Consider the following 20198-nt stretch of genomic DNA (forward strand, 5'->3'; position numbering starts at 1 on the left):
CCGTCAGCCGAAGAATTCGGGCTGGATGTCGTCGAGCCCGCGGAACTGCTGGTCCATCGGACGGCTGGCATGGAGCAGTTCGATATCGCCGGCATATTCGCCCGGTGCGCCTGCGAGCGACGCGAAATCGCTCGGCGTCTCGGCCTTGCCGCCCGCGCCCTCGTCGTCGATCACGTTGACGTAGACATCGGTCGCGCTCTGCGAGCCATTGGTGAACCAGTCGCCATAGGTACTTGAATCGTAGCCATTGGCGGTGAGGTAATCGATCACCTCGGCCTCCGACTGGTAATTGGCATAGCGGATATTGCCATCGGCATGCATCAGCGCGCGCAGATAGGCGGTGCCGTCGGTGAGAGCGAAATAGACCTCCCACACGCCGTCGCCGTCATAATCGTCGGCCCCCAGCACGCGGTTGATGTTCTCGATCTCGAGATCGTTCTGGAAGCGCCGCTGCGAATCCTCGTCGCTGCCGGCCACCACGTCGCCCGAGATCACCAGCGGGTCGATATAGATGCCCGCAACGCGCGTCTCGCCCGCCCAGCCATGATCGTCGAAATAGACAAGGCCATCGGGAGCGGTGCCGACGGTCGCGAAGCGGCCGATCGCATCGTTGACGAGGATCTGGTCGATATCGCCGTCGCCGTTCACATCGGCCGAGCCGATCCGCAGCCACGAACCCTGCCCGCCAAGATCGTTGCCGTCGAAATCGCGGATCGCGTTCATCGCCGACTGGTAGACGCCGGGATCGGCGGTGTCGAAATTGACCGTGATCCCGGTGCCAGGAAGCAGGCGCAGGGTCTCGTCGTCGAACTGCAGGAATTCGATACCGGAGAGGATATCGACCCCGTCAGGCCCGCTGATCTGGAACACGCCGGTCGCTGTCTGGGTCACGGTGTATTGCGAGCGATTGCCAGAAACCACCGCGGTATCGACATTGGCGCCGCCATCGATCGTGTCATTACCGGCACCGCCGGTCAGGACGTTGGCGACATCATTGCCGATCAGCTGGTCAGCGCCCGATCCGCCGATGGCGTTTTCGATCACCGTGCCGCGAGCAATGCTCATATTGCCGATGCTGCCGCCGACATTCGAGAAGGTCTCGGCATTGAGGTTGATCACCTGCGCTGCCGAGAAGGTCGAATAATCGAGCGTGTCGGTCCCGCCATTGTCGAGGATAACGAAGGCGAGCAGCCTGCCGGCAGCGTCGGTCGCCTCGTCACCGACGCCATAGGTCAGGCGCCCGGTGTCGTTGCCGACGCCATAGGTGTTGTCGCCGGTCCGCGTCCCGGTCACCACGCCATAAGCTTGCTGGATCGCGACGATATCGGCCGACATCGGCGTGACTGCGAACACTCGGCTAAAGCCCTGGTCTGCGAAATAGGTGTTCGACGCCTGGCTGAAATACGACATCACGGTCGTCGCCCAGCTATCGTTGAGATAGAGCGCGTCCTGCGCGTAATTGGCGTCTCCGTTGTAGTTGCCGCCGTGATACAGGCCGAGCGCGTGTCCGACCTCGTGGATGTAGGTCTGGAACGAATAGCTGTCGAGCGTGGTGCCCTGGCTTGCGAGCCAGTCGGTCGAGATATTGACCGTAGCTGCAATGATCGTGGTGCCCGAACGCTGGGTCTGGGCATAGGCCCCTTCCTCGGTGTCCTGGAAGGTGATCTGGGCGGTGCCGGAAACCTCCTGGAAGATGATCCCGGTCACGTCCGACCACAGCGCCAGCGATTCGCGCGCGAGCAATTGCCCGGCAGCCGAAAGCGTGGTGATGTTGACGGTCAGCGTGTCGCCTTCGCCCGCATTCCAGGTGCGCAGCGAATTGGGGCTGCCGCTCGAGCCGAAAAGCAGCTGCGAGGCGATCTCGTCATTGGTGAATTCGCGCAGCGGCTCGCCAATGTCGGCGGTGATGCGGTAATCGCCCTGCTCGCCATCAGCCCAGCCACCGACATCGATGTAGTAGGTGCCCGAGGTCTGCGCGGTAAAGCGAATGTGCGAATAGGTGCCGGTGGAATCGTCGTTATACGCGACCACGCTGCCATCGGCGCTGCGCAGGGTCAGCGTGGTGTCGACATCGTTGCTGCCGAGCGTCGCGCTGGTGGTGAACTCGTAGATCTCGCCGGCCTCGAGCGTGACCTCGTACCAGTCGCGATCGCCGGTTTCCTCGAGCGCGCCGGAAACAGCGCTGCCATCGAAGGTGAGGGTCGCGGTGGTCGTCGCATCGCCTGCGATCGCGTCATCCACCGGGCGCGAGCTCGACAGGACATAGGTGCCGGTCGCGCTGCCAAAGCCGCTCACGTCGAGGTAATAGGTGCCCGCAGTCTGCGCGGTGAAGGTGATTTCCGAATAGAGCAGGTTGGCGCTGGTATTGGCATCGTCGTTCGATGCGAGCGCTGCGCCATTGGCATCGCGCAGCGTCAGGATGCTGTCGCGCAGGCCGCCCGGCGGAAGATAGGTGGTGAAGGTATAGGTCTCGCCTGCCTCGAGCGTGATTGCGAACCAGTCATTGTCGCCGGAAACCTCGAGCTCGTCGACCACGAAGGTGCCCGGGCTCAGCGTGCCGGCGGTGGTCGCATTGCCGGCGGTGTCTTCTGCATCCGCGCCGTTGACGCCGAGCGTGGTCGTGTAGCCGCCATCCTTCTGTTCGAAATTGTGGCACGCCAGGCACGCGCAGCTGTGCGAATGGATCGACGCCTTCAGCAAGTCATCGATTTCGACAACGCCATCGACGCGGTCAAATACCGGCGACCAGTTCGCCAATGCGTTCTCGTTTTGAGGGTCTCTGAACACGGTTTCAATCTTTCGCTAGTGTTGTTCGGGCCGAACATGGCGGCCGGGAGCATGCGCTTCGAGGCGTCTACCTATCGGTCAGACGCTCTTCATAAGCCCTGCGGCGGTTTCGGCAAGTCGCGCGACGTCGTCGAGTTCGAGCGGCCTGTCCATGATATCGACAGACACGCTGTCATGCGGAGTGAGAATCTTGCCGGACCGGTCGGTGACGCGCGCGGTGATCGATCCCTGCGCGGTGATGTCGAGCGCCACCGACATGTCATCGCCCGGTCCGCTCTCGCCCAGATGTTCAGTAAGGACATCGCGGAACAGCGCGCAGACCGATGCTTCGTCGGCCTGCGCGCCGAGATGCTTCACGCCCTCGACGCGGCACTCGCCCTGTGGCTGCTCAGTCATGCACGATGCCTGCGCCGAAGCGGCCAGAAGGAATGTCGATACGCATAAAGCTAGTTTCCCGGTCATAAAACGCTGCTTTCCGATCCCCTGCGGGGAAGCCAATCACCCTGTCACGGACGCGCTTACCAAGAACGGTCCGCACGTGGTTAACCCGGCATCACCCGCGCCCTGCCGACACGATCATGCCGCCGCAATCAGCCGAAAAACTCGGCGTGATGCGCAAGGTGCGGCAGGCTTTCGAATTGCCCCGGGCGCACCGCGTGGAGCGCCTCGATACCATCGCTTGCAAGGCTGAAGCCAGTTTCGAGCGACACATAGCCCGCCGTCCCCTGCTCGCTATCGCCAGCGCGGGCGGTGGCGCTACTGTCATCAATAGCATTGTTTTGTGAACCTTGGCCGAACCAGTCGCCATAGGTGCTTGAATCGTAGCCATTGGCGGTGAGGTAATCGATCACCTCGGCCTCCGACTGGTAATTGGCATAGCGGATATTGCCATCGGCATGCATCAGCGCGCGCAGATAGGCGGTGCCGTCGGTGAGAGCGAAATAGACCTCCCACACGCCGTCGCCGTCATAATCGTCGGCCCCCAGCACGCGGTTGATGTTCTCGATCTCGAGATCGTTCTGGAAGCGCCGCTGCGAATCCTCGTCGCTGCCGGCCACCACGTCGCCCGAGATCACCAGCGGGTCGATATAGATGCCCGCAACGCGCGTCTCGCCCGCCCAGCCATGATCGTCGAAATAGACAAGGCCATCGGGAGCGGTGCCGACGGTCGCGAAGCGGCCGATCGCATCGTTGACGAGGATCTGGTCGATATCGCCGTCGCCGTTGACGTCGGCCGAGCCGATCCGCAGCCACGAACCCTGCCCGCCAAGATCGTTGCCGTCGAAATCGCGGATCGCGTTCATCGCCGACTGGTAGACGCCGGGATCGGCGGTGTCGAAATTGACCGTGATCCCGGTGCCCGGAAGCAGGCGCAAGGTCTCATCATCGAACTGAGCAAACTCGATATTGGTTACCGTGTCGGTCCCGTCGGGCCCCTCGATCGTGAACACCCCGCTTGCAGTCTGCGAGATCGTGTAGGCCGCGCTGTTTCCGGCGAAGATCGCGGTATCGACATTCGATCCGCCATCGAGGGCATCGTTTCCGGCCCCGCCGATCAGGCGGTCGCCGCCGAGCCCGCCGAACAGCTGGTCGGCCCCGCCATTGCCGCGCAGTTCGTCGGCGCCTTCATCGCCGTAGAACACGTTGTCGATCGCCCCGCCGATGATCGTGTCATCGCCCGGCCCGCCGCGCATATGAGTGAGCAGCACGCTGTCGAGGATATCGTCACGAATGGTGCCGAGCCCCATGTCGGCAAGCACGGCTAGGTCGAGCTCGCCGATCGAATAGGCATAGCCGCGATAGAAGACCACGCCGTTCATCAGGCCCAGACGGGGGTCGGGATTGGTGCCGGGAAAGTCGTTGTTGTTGCCGTAATGCGCGTAATTGCCGTGAGTAAGCTCGAGATCGCCGCCCAGAACGCGCCCGACATTGGGCCCGCGGAAAAATTCCTCTCCGTCGATTTCGACCCGGCGCAGATCGTAATGGGTCGCGAAATTGCCCTGCTGGCCGGTGCTCTCGTTGTAATAGCCGATGAAGCCAAGCGCGTGGCCGATCTCGTGCAGCAGTACCGACAGGCCATCGGTGCGGTCGGAGGGGATGTCGTCGCGGGTCTCGGGCGAGGGATCGAGGAACAGCTCGTTCAAAAGGTAATCGCGGCTGAATTGCAGGATCACGTCATAATCGCGGTCCGCAACGTCCTGCCCGGTCATCAATTCGTAAGCCGGCGCGCCGACGATCACGTTCACGCCTTCGAACAGGCCGACATTGGTGCCATTGCCCCAGCCACCCTGCGCGCGTCCGCTCGACGTGTTGTCGAGCAGTTCGATCCGGACGGAAAGCGTCGCATCGCCTGCCAGCGCCTCGCCCCACAGGCGAAAGGCCTCGTCGGCCACACCGAGCAGCAGGTCGATGATATTCTGCGAGATATTGGCGGAATTGATGATCGAATAGATCGGATTGATGGCCATGCGCGTCCCCTGCCCTGGCTGAACTGGCTAGCGCGGCGGACGCGGCAAGACAATTGAATGCTTTGCAAGTCTGCGGCCGGTCAGCGTTCCTGCATGCTGGTATCGAGCGTGCGGGTGATCGGCTTGCTGAGATAATCCCACACGCTCGACTTGCCGGTGAGGATCTCGGCGGTCGCGGTCATGCCCGGCTGCAGGTTGATCGGCTCGCGCCCCGGCGGCTGGCGCATGGGCGATGTGTCGACCTCGAGATTGACCCGGTAATAGGTCTCGCTCGACCCGTCCTCGGCCTGTTCGGTCAGGGTGTCGGGGCTGACGAAGACCACGGTGCCATCGGCCGACCCGTAGATCGCGTTGTCATAGGCCTCGAAATTGACCCGCGCGTTCTGGCCCGTCCGGACGAAGGCGATGTCGCGCGGGGGGACCCGGGTCTCGATGATGAGCTTTTCCCCGATCGGCACGATCTGGAGCACTTCCTCGCCCGCGCGCACGACCCCGCCGATCGTGTTGAAACGCACGTTCTTGACCACCCCGTCCGTCGGAGCGCGCAGGGTCGCCGCGCGCAGGCTGTCCTCGGCCCGGGCGAGCTGTTCGCGCGCGGCGGCCAGCTCCTCCTCGGTCTGGGCGAACTCGGTCTGCAGGTCGCGGATATATTGCGAGCGGACATTGGTGATGCGCCCGCGCGTCTCGACCACCTGCCGCTGCATCCGGATGATCTCGGAGCGTGCGACATCGCCGGTGTCGAGCAAAGGCAGATTCAGATCGAGCTCCTGCTGCTGGAGATCGGCGAGCTGGGAAAGCGTGGCGATCTCGGATTGCAAGGCTGCGCGGCGGCGCTGGAATAGCTGGCGCTGGTTGGCGGTGAATTCGCGATATTCGCTGAGCGATGCCGGGAAGCGCAGCGGGCGGTTGAACAGTTCGGCCTCGATCCGGGCCATCCGGCTTTCGAGCGCCGCCACCTTGACCCGCGATTCGCGCAAGGCGGCCTCCAGCTGGACCTTGTCGAGCTCGACCAGCAGCTCGCCCTCGGTGACCGCCTCGCCCTCGCGCACGGCGATATTGGAAATCGCGCCGTCCTGTTCGCTCTGGACGATCTGGACGCGGGCAAAGGGCACGACGCGGCCAGGGGCGCGGGTGACCTGGTCGAGTTCGGCCCAGTTCGCCCAGGCGATGAAACCGACCAGCATCAGCGAGATCGTCACGATGATCAGCGAGGCGGGCCGCAACAGGCGGTTCATGACTTTGCCCCCCGCCGCAACTGGGTGGTGATGCCGCCGGCCGGGGCCGCCGCCTCGCCTCCCGCGCGCCCCGCGCCTGCGCGTTCGCGCACCTTGCGAAGGAAATCGCTGACCGGTTCGACCCCGATCACGCGGCCGCGATGCATGACGATGACCCTGTCGAAGCGTTCGATCAGCGGTATCTTGTGGGTCGCCAGCATCAGGATGCCGTCCGGCGCGCGCGCCTTGTCGAGAGCGGCGAGCGCGGCCTTCTCGCTGGCGATGTCGAGCGCCGCGGTGGGTTCGTCGAGCAGCCAGATCCGCGGGCGCGCATGGATCAGCCGGTTGATGCCCACCAGGGCGCGCTGTCCGCCCGAAAGCCCCGCCCCGCCTTCCTGCACGATCGTGTCGAGCCCGCGCTGCTGGTCGGAAAACAGCGCGTCGAGGCCAGTCGCGCGCGCGGTTTCAATGAGGGTGTCATCGCTCACATGGCCAAGCCCCATGGTCAGCGCCTCGCGCATCGTCCCGCGAACCAGCCGCGCATTCTGCGACAGATACCCGATCTCGCGGCGCGCCACGTCCTCTGCCAGCTGGCTGAGATCGTAGCCGCCGATCGCAATGGTCCCTTCGCGCGGGGTGTAGAGCCCGGCCAGCAGCTTGAGCAGGGTCGACTTGCCTGCTCCCACACCGCCGACGACCGCAACCTTTTCGCCCGGCTGGATGTCGAGCGCCTCGACCTCGAGCACGGTCGGCCCGTCGCCATAGGCAAAGGCGATGTCTTTCGCCGTGATCGGCCCGGACAGCGCGTCGGGGCGCAGGCCGCCGCTCGCCGAAGTGCGTTCGACCGGATATTGCAAAAGGCCGTCGAGCGCCTTGAGAGAGGAGCGCGCATAGCCCCATTGCACGATCAGCCCAGGCAATTGCGCAATCAGAGGGCCGTTGATCCGCCCCACGATTATCGAGCAGGCAAGCAGGCCGCCGGTCGTGATCTGCCCGGTCGCGGCGAGATAGGCACCAAAGCCCATGACCGCGACATAGGTGAGCTGCTGGAGGGTCGAGAACACCGTGCCCGAAACCGCCGATGCGCGCTTTACTGGGTCCTCGTAATGGTGGACGTCGCGGATCAGCTGGTTCCAGCGCCCGATCATGTGCCAGCCGCCCAGATTGCTCTTCACCGTCTCGGACGCATCGAGCATTTCGACCAGCATGCCATTCTTCTGGTTGCCGGTGACCTGTGCCCGGTCTGCGCCCTTTCGGATCACCCGCGCGAGACCCAGGGCCAGCAGCAGCGCGATCGGCAGGCTGACGATCGGAACCAGCGCCAGGCTCCCGCCGATCATCGCGATCACCACGATGAAGAAGATCGCGAAAGGCAAGTCGGCGAACACGAACAGCGAGCTCGACGACATGACCTGGCGGATCTGTTCCTGCCCCTGGATCTGCGCTGCCATGGTGCCGATGCCCTGCGGGCGCGCGTCGAGCCGGATCGCCTGCGCGCGCGCAAAGAAGAACTCGGACACTTCCTTGTCGATGTTCTGGGCCTCGGTCTCGATCAGGATCGCGCGAAGCGAGCGCAAGGTGAGATCGAGCACCAGCGCGAAGATCACGCCCGCAGTGAGCACCGCCAGCGTCTCGAAGCTCGCCAGCGGGATGACCCGGTCGTAAAGCTGCATCGCGTAAAGCGATGTCGCGAGCGTCAGGATATTGGCAAAGACCGTCGCCAGCCCCGCGATCACAAGCACCCGCGAACGGCGCTTGATCGCGTTCCAGAAGATGTTGAAGGCGCTGATATCGTCCGCGCGCAGCGGATCGGGGATGGCGATGCGATAGAAGCGGTGCCCTTCGTTCCAGTCGAGCGCATCGCCGCCACGTGCCAGCGCCAGCCGGTCCTCCCCCACCCATTGCAGCGCGACCAGCCAGCCGCGCTTCTCATCATGGACGATCAGCGGAAATTCGTCGGGCTGGGGCCGCTCCGCGATTCGCAAGGGCCGTTCCCACCCCATCGCTGTGCGCACGGTCTCGAGCGCGTCCTCGCCCTCGCCAAGAGCGGCCTCGCGCAATTGGGCATCCCATTGCGGCGCAAGCGTCGAACGCACCGCCCGGGCATAGCGCTCGATCGCGGAAAGGAGGGAATTATCAGCCATGTCGATGCGCCCTATACGCCATCCGGGCGCCAGCGACAGGTCAGAGCGAGAATCCGCGTCGCGCTGGCTGCGGCGCTTACCTGCGCATCGCTCTCGGCAAGGTTGGCGCTGGTCACCTCGCGCGCGGCGTTGAGCACGTCGAGCCAGCTGCGCCGGCCCGCCACGAATTGCCGTCGATAGCTTGCCAGCAGGCTCGCCGCGGCCTCGCTCGCCATGTCGCCTGCGATCTTGCGCTCCTTGCTCGATCGCAGCGCGACATATTCGGCCGAAAGCCGGGTGCGGGTCTCGCGGTCGGCCTGACCGAGCTCGGCAATCGCCTGGTCGACCCGCGCCCGGGCGCTGTCGATGGCCGACAATCGCGACAGCCCGTTGCCCGTCTGCGCGCGCAGGACCAGCGCCGCGCGCGCTCCGGTGATCTCGTTCTGCGACAATTGCAGCAGCAGTTGCGGGAACAGTCCGGCGCGGTTGGTGCGCACCTGCGCCTCGGCGACATCGATCGCGCTGCGCAGCCGGTCCAGGCCCGGGGCGCAGGCGAGCATGTCCTGCATGGCGACCTGTTCTGCCGGCACGAGGCGGAAGATGTCATTGTCGGGCATGGTCGGCGCGTCGATCTCTTCGCCGACGAATTCGCGCAGCCGCAAAAGGGCGTTCGCCCCCGCCTCGCTCGCGCTGGTGCGTTCGACCTCGAGCTGGGTGAGCCGCGAGCGGGCGAGCGTGAGATCGGCGCGCGGCGAGACCTCGGCGGCCACGCGCCGCTCGATCGATTCGACCAGCAGGCGGTGCTCGGCAATGCCCGCATCGAGGACCTGCACCCGTTCGAAGGCGAGGAGAATATCGTAATAGGCGCCGATCACCGCGAGCAGGATGTTGAAGCGCGTTTCGCGCAGCGCGTTCGCGCCGACCTCGCGATTGGCGCGCGCGGCATCGATCTGGCTGCCGATCGCCCCGCCCGACCAGATCGGCTGTTCGAGCGCGAGATTGATCGCCAGACCGTCGGCATCGGCGACATTGGACCCGCCCGTGGTCGCGAGGACTTCGGCGCTCAGGCCCGGGTAGCGCTGCCAGCGCGCGGTGCGGATATCGGCATCGAGCGCCGCGATCTCGGCCAGCCCGCCGAGCACCAGCGGGCTTTGATCGAGCGCGCGTGCCGCGGCCTCGGCAAGCGGATCCGGGATGGCCTCGGGAGCGGGCGAGCCGGGTACCGCAATCGCCGGTTCGGCGGGCGGACCGTAAGCAGGCGGGGCATCGGCTGGCGGGGCATCGGCTTGCGCGTTTAGGGCGGGCGTGCCCAAGGTAAGCGCGCAGGCAGCGCCCAGCCCGGCAGCTTTGCACCATGCGCGCGGCGGCAAATTCGAGGCAACCCGGCTGTGGCTAGACACGATCCATTCCAAACTCTGCCCATCCCACTACGGCAGGGCGACAAAGTCATCAACTCGCGATCAAGGGCCACCTCAAGGAGGGCGAGCTTCCAAGAGGACCCGAAGGATCGGCCGAGTGGCGATGTTCGATGTCGGAAAGGTGGCGGAGCAGGAGGGATTCGAACCGGCCCAGAAAAGCTGCGCTTCTAGGCCCCAAGTCGGGTGATAGGGGTTATTTATCACCCGATTTGGCGGCGCTCCTGTGGATAAAATTCGCTGTGAGCGAATTTTCTTCTGGACAATGCGCAGCCGATCTCCCATCTAGAACGCGTCGTAGTCAAGAAAGGGGATATGCCATCATTCACTGAGGGGAAACCCTCGCGGGAGGCTTCAGCCTCCTACCACTTGGGCCGGGTCACGGGTTCCGTGCGCGGCTCCGGGCGGCCCCCGATGGCGGGGGACCGCCCAGGTGATCAGGGTAAGCACGTTCCTTCCCCTCCTTCCTAGCCTGATGGCGACGCCACCGATGGTCGGTGGTTGGCGAAGAAGGAAATAAGTCGATGACGATTGACAACGATAAGGAACGTGGGCGGTTGATTGAGGCGAATAAGCCGAAGCGGAAGAGCCTTCTGGTGAACCCGCAGGTGCTGAAAGTGATACTAGCGGCTGGACCGTGGATTGCGAAAATCCTGCGTCTCGCCATCGAGCTGGTCAAACTGTTCAAGTCATGATCCGCCACCCTGTATTACAGGCTCTGGATCAAGGAAATTCGATGCTCGGCGAAGCCCTACGTCTCATTCGTGTCTACCACGATATGAAGCAGAAGGATGCGGCGAATCTTATCGGCGTGTCGACGTCATATCTGTCGGAAATTGAAAAGGGACGGAAAGTCCCATCGCTCGAAATTATCCAGCGCTATGCAGATGCCTATAGCCTTCCGGTGTCGTCCATCATGTTTTTCGCTGAAAGCGTAGAGGACGGAACCATGGATTGGGCCAAATCGATCGTTGCGGGGAAAATGATAGGTCTCATGCAGTTTCTTGAGGCGCGCTCGGAGCGAGCAAATGCCTGTTAGACAATCCCACTCATTGGACCAATCGCCGCTTTACAAGATGCGGTCTCGTAGCAAACTCGCCAAGCTACTTAAGATCGCCCCTAGAGAGCTTCGGCTTTTGGAAGCTGACGTCGATCCATACACCGAGTTCGACACGCCGAAGAAGAGTGGTCATGGTACGCGCCATGTCGAGAACCCGCGTCGCGATCTGAAGAGAGTGCAAGCACGGCTTGCGCGTATTCTAAGCTGGATCACGCCGCCCGACTTTCTATTCTGCCCCGTTAAGCGGCGCTGCTACGTCAGCAATGCCGCTGCTCACAAAGACAACCGTGTTGTCCAGTGTCTCGACATAAAGAGCTTCTTTCCCAGCACTCCGCAACGGCGCGTTTTCTGGTTCCTTCACAAGGTACTGAAATGCAAGCGCGACATAGCGGGCCTTCTGGCAAAGCTGGCCTGCTATCAGGGGCACTTGCCCACCGGGTCGCCGCTAAGCCCAATCATGGCTTATTTTGCTTTCTATGACTTATGGCAGGAGATAGCGGAGTTCTGCGACGAGCGTGGCCACACTTTCACAGTCTATATCGATGACGTAACGGTTTCTGGAGAACGCGTGTCGAAAGGTGATATGTGGCGGATTAGAAAGATGATCCACCGCCGAGGCCTCACGGCCCATAAGGCTAAGACGTATGTTGATAGTCCGGCAGAAATAACGGGAGTTATTGCGCGCGGCGGCGAATTGGTTGCCCCCTTCCGACAGCATCATAAGAAATTCATGGCAAAAGATTTGCTCGACAAAGCTCCGATCGAGGAGCGCGAGGCGTTGTTGGGTAGGATTTCCGGGATCGAAGGGCAGATCAAGCAGATCGCAGAAAAAAACTAGTCGGCAGACATAAAAAGCCCCGCCAGTAGGAGATTGCCGGCGGGGCTTCGATTTGTGCTCCGGTACGTTCCTAGACGCTTAGACCGGGATGCGCAGGAGCCGGATAGCGTTCGGATCGGCAACGCCACCGCCCACGCGCTTGGTCGCGTAGAAGTGGACGAAGGGCTTGTTGGTGAAGGGATCGCGCAGCAAGCGAAGCGAGCTGTTCCGGTCGTTGATGAGGTAGCCCGCGTTGAAATCACCGAACGCAATGGCGAGGTTGCCCGCGTCCGGCGACGGCATACCCTCGTCAATCTCGACCGGACGACCGAGAAGCGTGGCCGGCTGACCCACGATGAGGCTTTCGCGCCAGATCAGGTTCCCGTCCGCGTCCTTGAGCCGAGTGAGCGCCGCCGCCGTGAGGCTCGACATGAGCCAGGTGCTGTTGGCCCGATAGGGCGCGGCTAGGCCATACATGAAGTCGATGAGCGCATCGACCGCGATAGCCTGCTCGACCACCGTGAGATTGCCGCCCGGATGTTCTCCGTCCGACGCGCCACCGGACACGTAGGTGAGAAGGCCGCGCGGTTTGTCCACGCCATCGCCAGCGAGAAAAGCAATCTCTTGCCGATTGAATTCGACACGAAGCTCCTCAACGAGCCACGAACCCAGATCAATGAGAGAATCGTCAAGAATGCGCTGTGTCGCCGCAGGGTTAGCGTAAATCTCGCCCGCTGCGAATGTGATCGGAGAGAATTGCGGCGTGGTCGTCTCGGGACGCGCTGCCGTCTCGCCCACCCAGCCCGAACCGGGATTGCCCGTCTGCCAAAGGGTCGAGAAAGCTCCCACAGTGGTCGTCATAACCCGCGCGAGCCGTCGCATTGGCGAAGTCACCACCTGTGCCTTCGACACGGCCCGGTCCCATTCGGTGGGAGCAAGATAGCCGCCGTTCTGGTCGCTGCCGACGCTCAACGCGGCTTGGATTGAAGCGCGCTCGCCTTGCCCCTGTAGCTCGCTCAACTGTTCTTCACCTCGGCCCGAACGCAGAAAGCTCGCGAAGGTGCGAGTGTAGTCGGGTTCATCCGGGACAATGGAGCCGCCGCTAGGCGCGAAACCGCCAGCCGCTTCGATCCGATTGAGGCTGTCGATGAGGTTCCGGTTGGTCTCTTCGACCGCATCGAGCCGACCATTTGTCTTGCTGCGAATGTCCCCCAGCGTGGACTGAATTTCATTGAAGAGCCGCTGGTGTTCTCCGAAGCCCTCTGCCCGAACGGGCGCCGGGGTTGAAGTTAGAGCCGAAGCGGCTGCGAGTGCGGCGGGAAGGCCGCGCGATACTTGTTGCATTGATAATCTCCGAAACGAGTTGAGTGTCGCGAAGGGGCTATTGCCCCTGTCGTTTCGGCAGCGTCCGGCTTGCCTGATCCGTCAGCCTTCTTCCGCAGCGTCCGGCGTGCAAGGAGATGCCTCGATCTAGGGTGGACATTCGCTAAAAGTCGTTTCAAAACAAACAGGAAATTTTGGGGGCGGGAATGTTTCGTTTAACATTGATTATCGGTGCGACGGCGGTTTTATCTGCAACCAGTGCGTCCGCTCAGTATTTTGGGGGAGGTTCAGCTGAACTCGAGCCACTTATTAGATGTGAGGCACCGATTTCGGACTATTCGATAGTTCAAAATGGAGACGCTTCTACAAGAGAGGCCTTGACGGTTCGAAGAACGGTCGAAGCAGTTATGAACGCGACGAACTGCGTAGACGATCTAGGGCCAGACGCTTCTACAACGGTCACAGTTCGACGCATTCGGACGGTTCGCGCTCCAAATGAAGCGAGGCCGCGCGGACCATCGCGTGGTCCGCTCGCGAGTTTGCTTGGGGCAGTTCAATCTCTGACTGAGGAGCAAGATTACTTGCATCCTCAGATTACTATCGCGTCGCGACTAGCATCGCCAATTTCACGGCACGAGCCTGAACTTCACACTGGCGTGAAGTTTGAGACTAATACCGATGTCTCGCAAATATCTGCCAGACTTGGCTTCAACTCGACCCGAGAGAAATTTCTGGTGGCTTCGGTAATTCGCTCAGTGAACAATGAATTGGGCTCGATTGTGGCGAGCCTAAATGCCGAGAGACGAATCAGAAGGGAAACTGAAGAGCGTCAAGCAGTTCGACGACAGAATGCTCAACAAGAAGCCATTTTCGACCATACCTTTTTTGTGAGCCCAAGAGTGGAAGAACGATATGCGGCCGATCCTGCAGCTGCTCGGGTGTTCAATTGCTTTAGGGTCTTGGCTGACAGAGAGCTCAGCTCGATCGATGAAATCATCCTAACTGGAGCGGAAATTTCGGACAGGGCGGTTCGTGATAATCGAACGCAGAATATCGAAATGCGGAGCGTATTCTATGGCGACTTGTCCGTGACATTCAGGGACGGTGCAATTCGACGATACAGAGCCAGCTGTCGGCCTAACGTGAATGGTCTTTTGCTAGGGGATTTGGTGAGTCTCCCTTAAATTGGGATCAATTGTCGGTTGAAACCGACTGCTGAAAAGCTTGGGTCATATTCTTGAGCCTAGCCAGCATCCATTCCATGGCCAATAGCCGCAGCCCATTAGCTTTTTCGGCAACGTCGAAAGCATCGACCGTAGAGACGAGTGCGATATCATCAAACGTAACGCCCTTCGTATGGCATTCATGGGTAAGCTTGTTGTGCAAGTTCCGCACGAGTTCGATTGCCAACTCGCTAACAAATCCGGCATTCCCAATCATGATCAATTTTACACTTCCCGCGCGCGCGGGAGAGCACAGCGAGGGCGTTTATTGGAAATAGCAGTTTCCTCGCGCGCCCCCGCCGGTCCGCCCGTTAAGGGGCGAATAACTTTTCATGCCCCCCTCCCCTGCGCATTCGACGCGCGGAAACTGCGCCATGTTAACGCGGCACCGACCACGGCCTCGCGGCACGCGCCACACAGGCCAAGGTATGAGTGTAGCTCCGACCATGACGAGATTTCCGGCATATCAGGATCACCCAGCGCGTCCTTCGCGAAATCGCGGGCGAAGCGATGGGCGAACTCGCCAGCGGCCAAGTGCTCGCGGAAGGCACCTGGAGCGAAAAAGGGACGGGGGACGGGCGAGACCCGGTTTTCTACCTCTGGGTAATTAATACCCGTCTTCCTTCGGTATATAATTTCCTGCGGTAGAGAATCACAGAAAAGCCCGTCCCCCGTCCCCTCTAAGGCACTGAGTTTACTGTAACCGAGGATTTCGCCCTTCCTGCGATTAGAACGGCTCATCGGCTGAAACTCCCTGAATATCGGTCAGGCGATCCTTGATTTCGGCCCATTTGACCCCGGGCCTCGGGCTGAAATTCATGACAACGCTATCGCGGGTTGCACCGAATTTCGGTCGCATCGCGTTGGCCCAGACAGTAACTCCCGGCACGGTTTTGATCGCCCGGAGGATCGTGTCGGGCTTTTCCAGCCGACTGTCGGACGTGTCTCGAAAACCACGCTGCTGCGCGATCCAAGCGCGGACATCGCGCGTGCGAAGGATCACCTGTCTGTCGAGCGAGGTCAGATGTTCGCCCAACTGGATAGCGAATTGCTGGCCTTCGGATCGCGAGCTTTCAACAATCGCCCGCTTGCGATGCGTATCGGGCGCGTGTTCTCCGGCGGCGACCCAGCCATGCTTCCTCACATATTCATCGGCCCAACGAGCGATGACCCCCGGCCCCTCGGCATTGAGCCAACGATAAAGGCGATCCCACCACACTTTGTCCCGCTTCCCTTCGGAAACGGTTGGCACGAGATACCGCCGGTCCTCACCGTCCAAGTGCAGCGCGGCATCGGAATTAGAACACAATATGAAATGCGCCCAATTCTCCAGCTCGTATTGCGGCACGCCCTTCTCGTTGATCTCGACATGATCCTCGGTGACGAGGGGCTTGAGCTTGTCATAGGCTCGCCGAGATTTGCCCGAGTAGAACTCGTTCACGAAGATGAGCCTCTTGCGAGCCAACCAGCTATTGAAGTCGCTATCGACCAGCGAGCCTTCGCTCGGGAAGCTGACATTGCGCGCCCCGAGCACCAGCCTGAGCGCGTGGCCGAGCGTGCTCTTGCCTACGCCTTGCGTGGTCGAGATAAGCAACATTCCATATTTCATGCGGATGCTCGGCTTCGCTATCAGCGTGGCGAGCCAGCGCATGGCGAGCTTGCGATCGCTTTCTTCGGGAAATACATGCTCTAGGTAATCGAGCCACGGCCCGGGATCGCCGGGGCTGGGACTCACGCCGCCTTCATAGACATTGAACCCTCGGCTGCCGTCCACGTTCAAGGTGCCGGATTTTTCACCCGGTCGATACAGAAGGCGGTCATGCTGGCATTCGACCCGAGCGTGAACCTTTGCCGCCGTGTCTTTCACATCCGATACCGGCCGGATCATCATGTTGAAGGCGTCGAGCCGAAAGTCGCGGCTAGGATTGTTTCTAAGGATGATCCGAGGAGGCTCAACGGTATAGGCCACCATCGGCGCGAACGCGTCGCTTAGCACGAACGTAGGAGCGCCTCGGCCCCCGGCGGGCAGCTTCCGGGTCGCCCAGGTGGCCGGGATTAGGCATTCCTTGAGTGAGGGGCCGATATAGACCCCTTCCTCATCGAACAGCACTTCGGGAAATGGGTCGCCTAGATCGAAGCCTTCATCGAACCGATTATCGAAGGCCAAGATCCATGTGTTCGAGCCGAACTCCCTCGCTATGCGCTTCGCGGCATTCAGACCCTTCTCGTCATTGTCCGAAACGATAATGACCCGAGACCAGCCTTGGCCAGCGAGCGCGCGCCAATCGCTCTTTGACACAGCATAGACGCCTCCGAGCCACCCGATATGGGCGGCGTGCTCGACCTCGGCGCGCCAAGGGAACTCGCTCCACGGAAGGTCTCCCTCGATCATCCGGCGCATCCGGTCTGCGCCTGTTGCGCCTTCGTGAATGAAGAGGGTCGCCTTGTTCCGTGTTTCGGGCAACCCGAAGAACGGGAGCGTCTCCGGCTCCATCTTGCGCCACTGGCCGTCGCTCCATCGGGTCCACGGGATGAACCCTTTTCCGGTCGGGGTCTCATACCGCTGATGCAGCATGACGAACTCGCCTTCGGAATTGTAGCAAGGGAAAACCGACGGGTCGGACAACCGAACCCCTGGCGGCGGCTCGGGGATCGCTGTGAGGGTTGTGATGCGAGGAAACTGGACAGCCTTGAAGGCTTCTAAGATCGCCCGCTGTTCAAATTCGCTCGGCTCTTCAATATCGCCCGACACCGTGACGGTGCCATCGTGCGCTATGTCGATTCTGCCGACCGGCTTTTCATAACCTTCGACGCCCACCAGCCTTTCAGCGCGCCGAAAGTTGCGGGCCGTCGCTCCTACGCGGCGCAAATAGTCACTGATCGGTTTGATATCGCCCAAACTTTGAACGAAGCTCCGGCCTTCCGTTTGACACGGATCGCCCGCAAAGGGATCGCGCGGGCTTCGACCTTCCGCTTCATGAGTGCCGCCGGTATCCTTCGCAGGGCCGGCGGCATTTCTCGTTTCGGGATCAGGCATCGGCCTCACCCACGATCTTCGCTGCCTCGGCAATGAGGCGGTCAGCCCGGACGCGCAGGTTGCGAACGTCGATGACCAACGTTTCCCGGGTCATCGCCCCGGAGTTGTAGCCTTCGAACAGGTCCACGTTCTCGAATGGCAGCGAAACCCGATTGCCGTTCTCCATCGTTACCAGCGCGAGCAACGAGGCCTCGGGATAGTCGCGCATGGCGCAGCGAAGACGCGAGGCGAGCGCCCCAGCGGTCTTGACCTTATGGCCTTCGGCAATCAGCGATTGCTGATAGTCGAGAGCGATGAGATCGCGCGCGTCATAGAGTAGCTGACCGGCGAATGGCTCGGGGCGATAGCCGCCGAGCCGGGACTGATCGCCTTCGGTGGAGCGGTCGAAAGTTGGATGACCCTGCGCTACAATACGGCAGGCCTCTGGGCGGGTGTAATTGATCGGATTTGACATAATGATTTCTCCTTCCGAACGAAGGTATTCTGCGGCTACATTTCACTAGAAAGCTGAAAGTCGCGGATTATTTTCGTTCCGACTTGTCGAGTATTTTGCCGTTACAGAGGTCCAAGGGCGGAAGCCCTAGACCCACCGCCAGCGCCAACATTTCGCCCCAAGCCGCGCTTTTGCACGCGAATAGCTCGAGCCTAGGTCCGCCGTCCGGGGTCGGTCGCACTTCGACACGGTAAAGGGGGCCTTCGGGTTCGATCACCACGTAAGGGCCGGCATAGTCGGGTTCGGGTGGGGCCTCCTCAGGCTGCATCGCGAGCGGCCTTCCGCTCTTCGATCCAGTCCTCAATTTCACTGACCAGCCAGCCACGTGCCTTCGGCCCGAGCGGAACGGGCTTCGGAAACGTCCCGGCCTTCATCGCATCTTCGCGGAATTTGCGGCTGGTATTCGTGACGGCCTTGAGATCGCGCTCGCGATAGATGAGCCGCTTTGGTAGCTCCCGGCGGTCAGTCGACTCGGTATCGGTATTCATCTTCAATCTCCTCGTTCCCGGTGAGGAGGGGATCGAATAAAAAGCGCATAAGATCGCCGCCGATAATTCGCCTATTTATCGGCGGTCTTTCGGTCGATCCGGCGGTCATCCGGCCTATTGATGTTGTCGTCCAGCGTTTGGCGAATGACCCCGTGCCGCTCGGCGGCAAGTTGGTGCGGGTGGACCGGGGGATTGGGTCGCGGCCTCTCAGGGTGGAGAGCTGCCCAAAGCTGCTTGATGCGATCCGCATCCCGAGCCGCCCGCCAAACCGGCTCGTCAGCCCGCGCCGACACGCTGCGCTTAGGCCTCCCGCGCTTTCCCTTGCGCTTTCGCTTTACATCGAACTCGCAGAACTCCTGCCAGTCCATCCCGGGGAACGCCTGTCGAGCTTGAAGCCATCGCGAGTGTGCGTCAGCGAACCAATCTGCATCCGGCTGTTCCCTAGCCCAATCCTCGCGGTCGGCTTCGTCGCACCTGTCCAGATGTTCGAAGGCGAGAAGCTTGAACTCTTCGGCAGTCACTTCGCCTCCCCTGCCAGATATGCGGCCCAGCGCTCCATGAGATTGCGCCGGACATTGAAATAGTCTCCACGCTGATACGCGGCCTCAACACCGCCTACACTGTGGGCCAGTGCTGTCTCGGCAATCTCGCGAGGAATATCCAAGCACTCCTCAGCCGTCCAGGTGCGGAAGGTCGAGCGGAAGCCGTGAACCGTGACCCCTTCTTTTCGACCCATCCTCTTAAGGAGTTGGGTCATTGCCATGTTCGACATAGGATGCCCGGGCTGTGTAGCGCTGATGAAAACGTAATCGCTGGCCTTCTCCCGGGGCAGACTCTTGAGGATCGCCACCGCGTCGGGGGTCAGCGGGACGCGGTGCGCCCTTCCTGCTTTCATCAACTCTTCGGGCGCGTTCCACACACCTTCGTCAAGGTCGATCTGATCCCACGTTAGCAACCGCACTTCCTTCGCTCGGGCGGCGGTCAGGATCAAAAAGTCGAGAGCAGAGGCGGCGACTCCCTTGCGCTCACGAAGGGCGCTCATGAACTCTGGAGCCTCTCGGTAGTCGAGCGAGTCATGCGGCTTCACTACGTGGACCCGCTTCGCCTTCGGCAACAGCCGGTCGAGCTTTCCGCCCTTCCGGGTTAGGTCGATGTCGGGCCGCAGATCGAGGGCCGCTGCGTATGCGAGAATAGCGCCAATCCTCCACCTGATCTTCTTCGCAGTTGGATGCTTGTCGAGCCAGATGGGGCTGAGAACCGCGTGAATGTCCTTTACATCAATGTCAGCAACGTCCTTCTCGCCAATGATCCGGTATGCGTGATCGCGAAGGCTATTGCGCCAGAGGCTCTCGGCGCGCTCGGGGTTCTTCCAGCTATCCTTGTGCTCGGAAAGGTAGCGTTCGTTGACCTGCTCGAAGGTCCGGCGCGTTTCCTTTTTCTGCACCGCGCCCCTCGCCTTCGGTGGCTCGATACCCTGTCGGAGCATGGCGCGATATTCCCCGGCCTTCTCCCGGGCTTCGTCGAGGCCCACATGCCGATATGAACCCAGCCCGCGCATCCGATCCTTGCCCAAGCGGCGATAAATGAAGAGCCAACTCTTCGACCCTTTCGGACCAACGTGCAGATAGAGGTTGCGCCCGTCGCTGTATTTGCCCGGCTCGTTGAGCCGTTCAATCATCTTTACGTTCAAGCCGTCGCGCTTCGCCATCTCAAGCCTCCAAAATTTATCACCCGAGTATCCCCCGACTTG

The 20198-nt window shown here is 61.5% G+C and carries 16 protein-coding genes; 3 read left to right on the top strand and 13 right to left on the bottom strand.

All coding sequences use genetic code 11. The features are described 5' to 3' along the window. Positions 1-3 precede the first annotated feature (3 nt). The 6 genes from ACKTSM_RS11980 to ACKTSM_RS12005 form a co-directional block, all read right to left on the bottom strand. Positions 4-2757 (bottom strand): M10 family metallopeptidase C-terminal domain-containing protein, encoded by a 2754-nt coding sequence (locus ACKTSM_RS11980; RefSeq protein ID WP_407874878.1) that lies wholly within the window; start codon positions 2755-2757, stop codon positions 4-6. A 108-nt stretch (positions 2758-2865) separates the two neighbouring features. Continuing rightward, complete coding sequence (locus ACKTSM_RS11985) at positions 2866-3183, bottom strand: hypothetical protein (protein ID WP_407874879.1); 318 nt, start codon at positions 3181-3183, stop codon at positions 2866-2868. Positions 3184-3377: 194 nt separating this feature from the next. Further along, on the bottom strand, positions 3378-5255 hold the full coding sequence (locus ACKTSM_RS11990; RefSeq protein WP_407874880.1) for a hypothetical protein: 1878 nt from the start codon (positions 5253-5255) through the stop codon (positions 3378-3380). An 80-nt stretch (positions 5256-5335) separates the two neighbouring features. Then, a complete protein-coding gene (locus tag ACKTSM_RS11995; protein WP_407874881.1) occupies positions 5336-6490 on the bottom strand; it encodes an HlyD family efflux transporter periplasmic adaptor subunit in 1155 nt (384 codons plus the stop codon). Further along, positions 6487-8613 carry an ATP-binding cassette domain-containing protein gene (locus ACKTSM_RS12000; protein ID WP_407874882.1) on the bottom strand — a complete coding sequence of 709 codons (2127 nt, stop codon included), beginning with the start codon at positions 8611-8613 and terminating at the stop codon, positions 6487-6489. Before ACKTSM_RS12000 ends, ACKTSM_RS11995 begins: the two co-directional genes overlap by 4 nt. An 11-nt stretch (positions 8614-8624) precedes the next feature. Beyond that, positions 8625-9905 (bottom strand): TolC family protein, encoded by a 1281-nt coding sequence (locus ACKTSM_RS12005; RefSeq protein ID WP_407874883.1) that lies wholly within the window; start codon positions 9903-9905, stop codon positions 8625-8627. A 626-nt stretch (positions 9906-10531) separates the two neighbouring features. On the opposite strand from ACKTSM_RS12005, the gene ACKTSM_RS12010 reads away from it, so the two are divergent. From ACKTSM_RS12010 to ACKTSM_RS12020, 3 genes are all read left to right on the top strand, one after another. Continuing rightward, positions 10532-10702, top strand: a complete 171-nt coding sequence (locus ACKTSM_RS12010; protein ID WP_407874884.1) for a hypothetical protein — start codon at positions 10532-10534, stop codon at positions 10700-10702. 41 nt (positions 10703-10743) lie between these two features. Beyond that, complete coding sequence (locus ACKTSM_RS12015; RefSeq protein WP_407874885.1) at positions 10744-11046, top strand: helix-turn-helix transcriptional regulator; 303 nt, start codon at positions 10744-10746, stop codon at positions 11044-11046. Between the two features lie 97 nt (positions 11047-11143). Beyond that, entirely contained in the window at positions 11144-11905 is a 762-nt protein-coding gene (locus ACKTSM_RS12020; protein ID WP_407874886.1) for a reverse transcriptase family protein, read from the top strand. A 78-nt stretch (positions 11906-11983) separates the two neighbouring features. On the opposite strand, the gene ACKTSM_RS12025 is transcribed toward ACKTSM_RS12020, so the two are convergent. The 7 genes from ACKTSM_RS12025 to ACKTSM_RS12055 all read right to left on the bottom strand — a co-directional run bounded on the left by ACKTSM_RS12025 (position 11984) and on the right by ACKTSM_RS12055 (position 20156). Continuing rightward, positions 11984-13228, bottom strand: a complete 1245-nt coding sequence (locus ACKTSM_RS12025; RefSeq protein WP_407874887.1) for a phage major capsid protein — start codon at positions 13226-13228, stop codon at positions 11984-11986. A gap of 1170 nt (positions 13229-14398) precedes the next feature. Continuing rightward, positions 14399-14647, bottom strand: a complete 249-nt coding sequence (locus tag ACKTSM_RS12030; protein WP_407874888.1) for a hypothetical protein — start codon at positions 14645-14647, stop codon at positions 14399-14401. Between the two features lie 510 nt (positions 14648-15157). Next, the gene (locus ACKTSM_RS12035) at positions 15158-17467 is read right to left on the bottom strand and encodes a DUF5906 domain-containing protein (RefSeq protein ID WP_407874889.1); all 2310 of its coding nucleotides are present in this window, start codon (positions 17465-17467) and stop codon (positions 15158-15160) included. Further along, complete coding sequence (locus ACKTSM_RS12040) at positions 17460-17921, bottom strand: hypothetical protein (protein ID WP_407874890.1); 462 nt, start codon at positions 17919-17921, stop codon at positions 17460-17462. The genes ACKTSM_RS12035 and ACKTSM_RS12040 overlap by 8 nt, the downstream gene beginning before the upstream one ends. Before the next feature lie 296 nt (positions 17922-18217). After that, the gene (locus tag ACKTSM_RS12045; RefSeq protein ID WP_407874891.1) at positions 18218-18448 is read right to left on the bottom strand and encodes a helix-turn-helix transcriptional regulator; all 231 of its coding nucleotides are present in this window, start codon (positions 18446-18448) and stop codon (positions 18218-18220) included. Between the two features lie 71 nt (positions 18449-18519). Beyond that, positions 18520-18969 (bottom strand): hypothetical protein, encoded by a 450-nt coding sequence (locus ACKTSM_RS12050; protein WP_407874892.1) that lies wholly within the window; start codon positions 18967-18969, stop codon positions 18520-18522. Next, entirely contained in the window at positions 18966-20156 is a 1191-nt protein-coding gene (locus tag ACKTSM_RS12055; RefSeq protein ID WP_407874893.1) for a tyrosine-type recombinase/integrase, read from the bottom strand. Before ACKTSM_RS12055 ends, ACKTSM_RS12050 begins: the two co-directional genes overlap by 4 nt. Positions 20157-20198 lie beyond the last annotated feature (42 nt).

The organism is Qipengyuania nanhaisediminis, assembly GCF_045862805.1.
Lineage (GTDB): Bacteria > Pseudomonadota > Alphaproteobacteria > Sphingomonadales > Sphingomonadaceae > Erythrobacter > Erythrobacter nanhaisediminis_A.

What these genes read in the sequence shown, in the direction of transcription:
- ACKTSM_RS12055 (WP_407874893.1), bottom strand. Translation starts at nt 20,156, where the DNA reads ATGGCGAAGCGCGACGGCTTGAACGTAAAGATGATTGAACGGCTCAAC.
- ACKTSM_RS11990 (WP_407874880.1), bottom strand. Translation starts at nt 5,255, where the DNA reads ATGGCCATCAATCCGATCTATTCGATCATCAATTCCGCCAATATCTCG.
- ACKTSM_RS12000 (WP_407874882.1), bottom strand. Translation starts at nt 8,613, where the DNA reads ATGGCTGATAATTCCCTCCTTTCCGCGATCGAGCGCTATGCCCGGGCG.
- ACKTSM_RS12040 (WP_407874890.1), bottom strand. Translation starts at nt 17,921, where the DNA reads ATGTCAAATCCGATCAATTACACCCGCCCAGAGGCCTGCCGTATTGTA.
- ACKTSM_RS12045 (WP_407874891.1), bottom strand. Translation starts at nt 18,448, where the DNA reads ATGAATACCGATACCGAGTCGACTGACCGCCGGGAGCTACCAAAGCGG.
- ACKTSM_RS12015 (WP_407874885.1), top strand. Translation starts at nt 10,744, where the DNA reads ATGCTCGGCGAAGCCCTACGTCTCATTCGTGTCTACCACGATATGAAG.
- ACKTSM_RS11995 (WP_407874881.1), bottom strand. Translation starts at nt 6,490, where the DNA reads ATGAACCGCCTGTTGCGGCCCGCCTCGCTGATCATCGTGACGATCTCG.
- ACKTSM_RS12030 (WP_407874888.1), bottom strand. Translation starts at nt 14,647, where the DNA reads ATGATTGGGAATGCCGGATTTGTTAGCGAGTTGGCAATCGAACTCGTG.
- ACKTSM_RS12010 (WP_407874884.1), top strand. Translation starts at nt 10,532, where the DNA reads ATGACGATTGACAACGATAAGGAACGTGGGCGGTTGATTGAGGCGAAT.
- ACKTSM_RS12035 (WP_407874889.1), bottom strand. Translation starts at nt 17,467, where the DNA reads ATGCCTGATCCCGAAACGAGAAATGCCGCCGGCCCTGCGAAGGATACC.
- ACKTSM_RS12025 (WP_407874887.1), bottom strand. Translation starts at nt 13,228, where the DNA reads ATGCAACAAGTATCGCGCGGCCTTCCCGCCGCACTCGCAGCCGCTTCG.
- ACKTSM_RS11985 (WP_407874879.1), bottom strand. Translation starts at nt 3,183, where the DNA reads ATGACTGAGCAGCCACAGGGCGAGTGCCGCGTCGAGGGCGTGAAGCAT.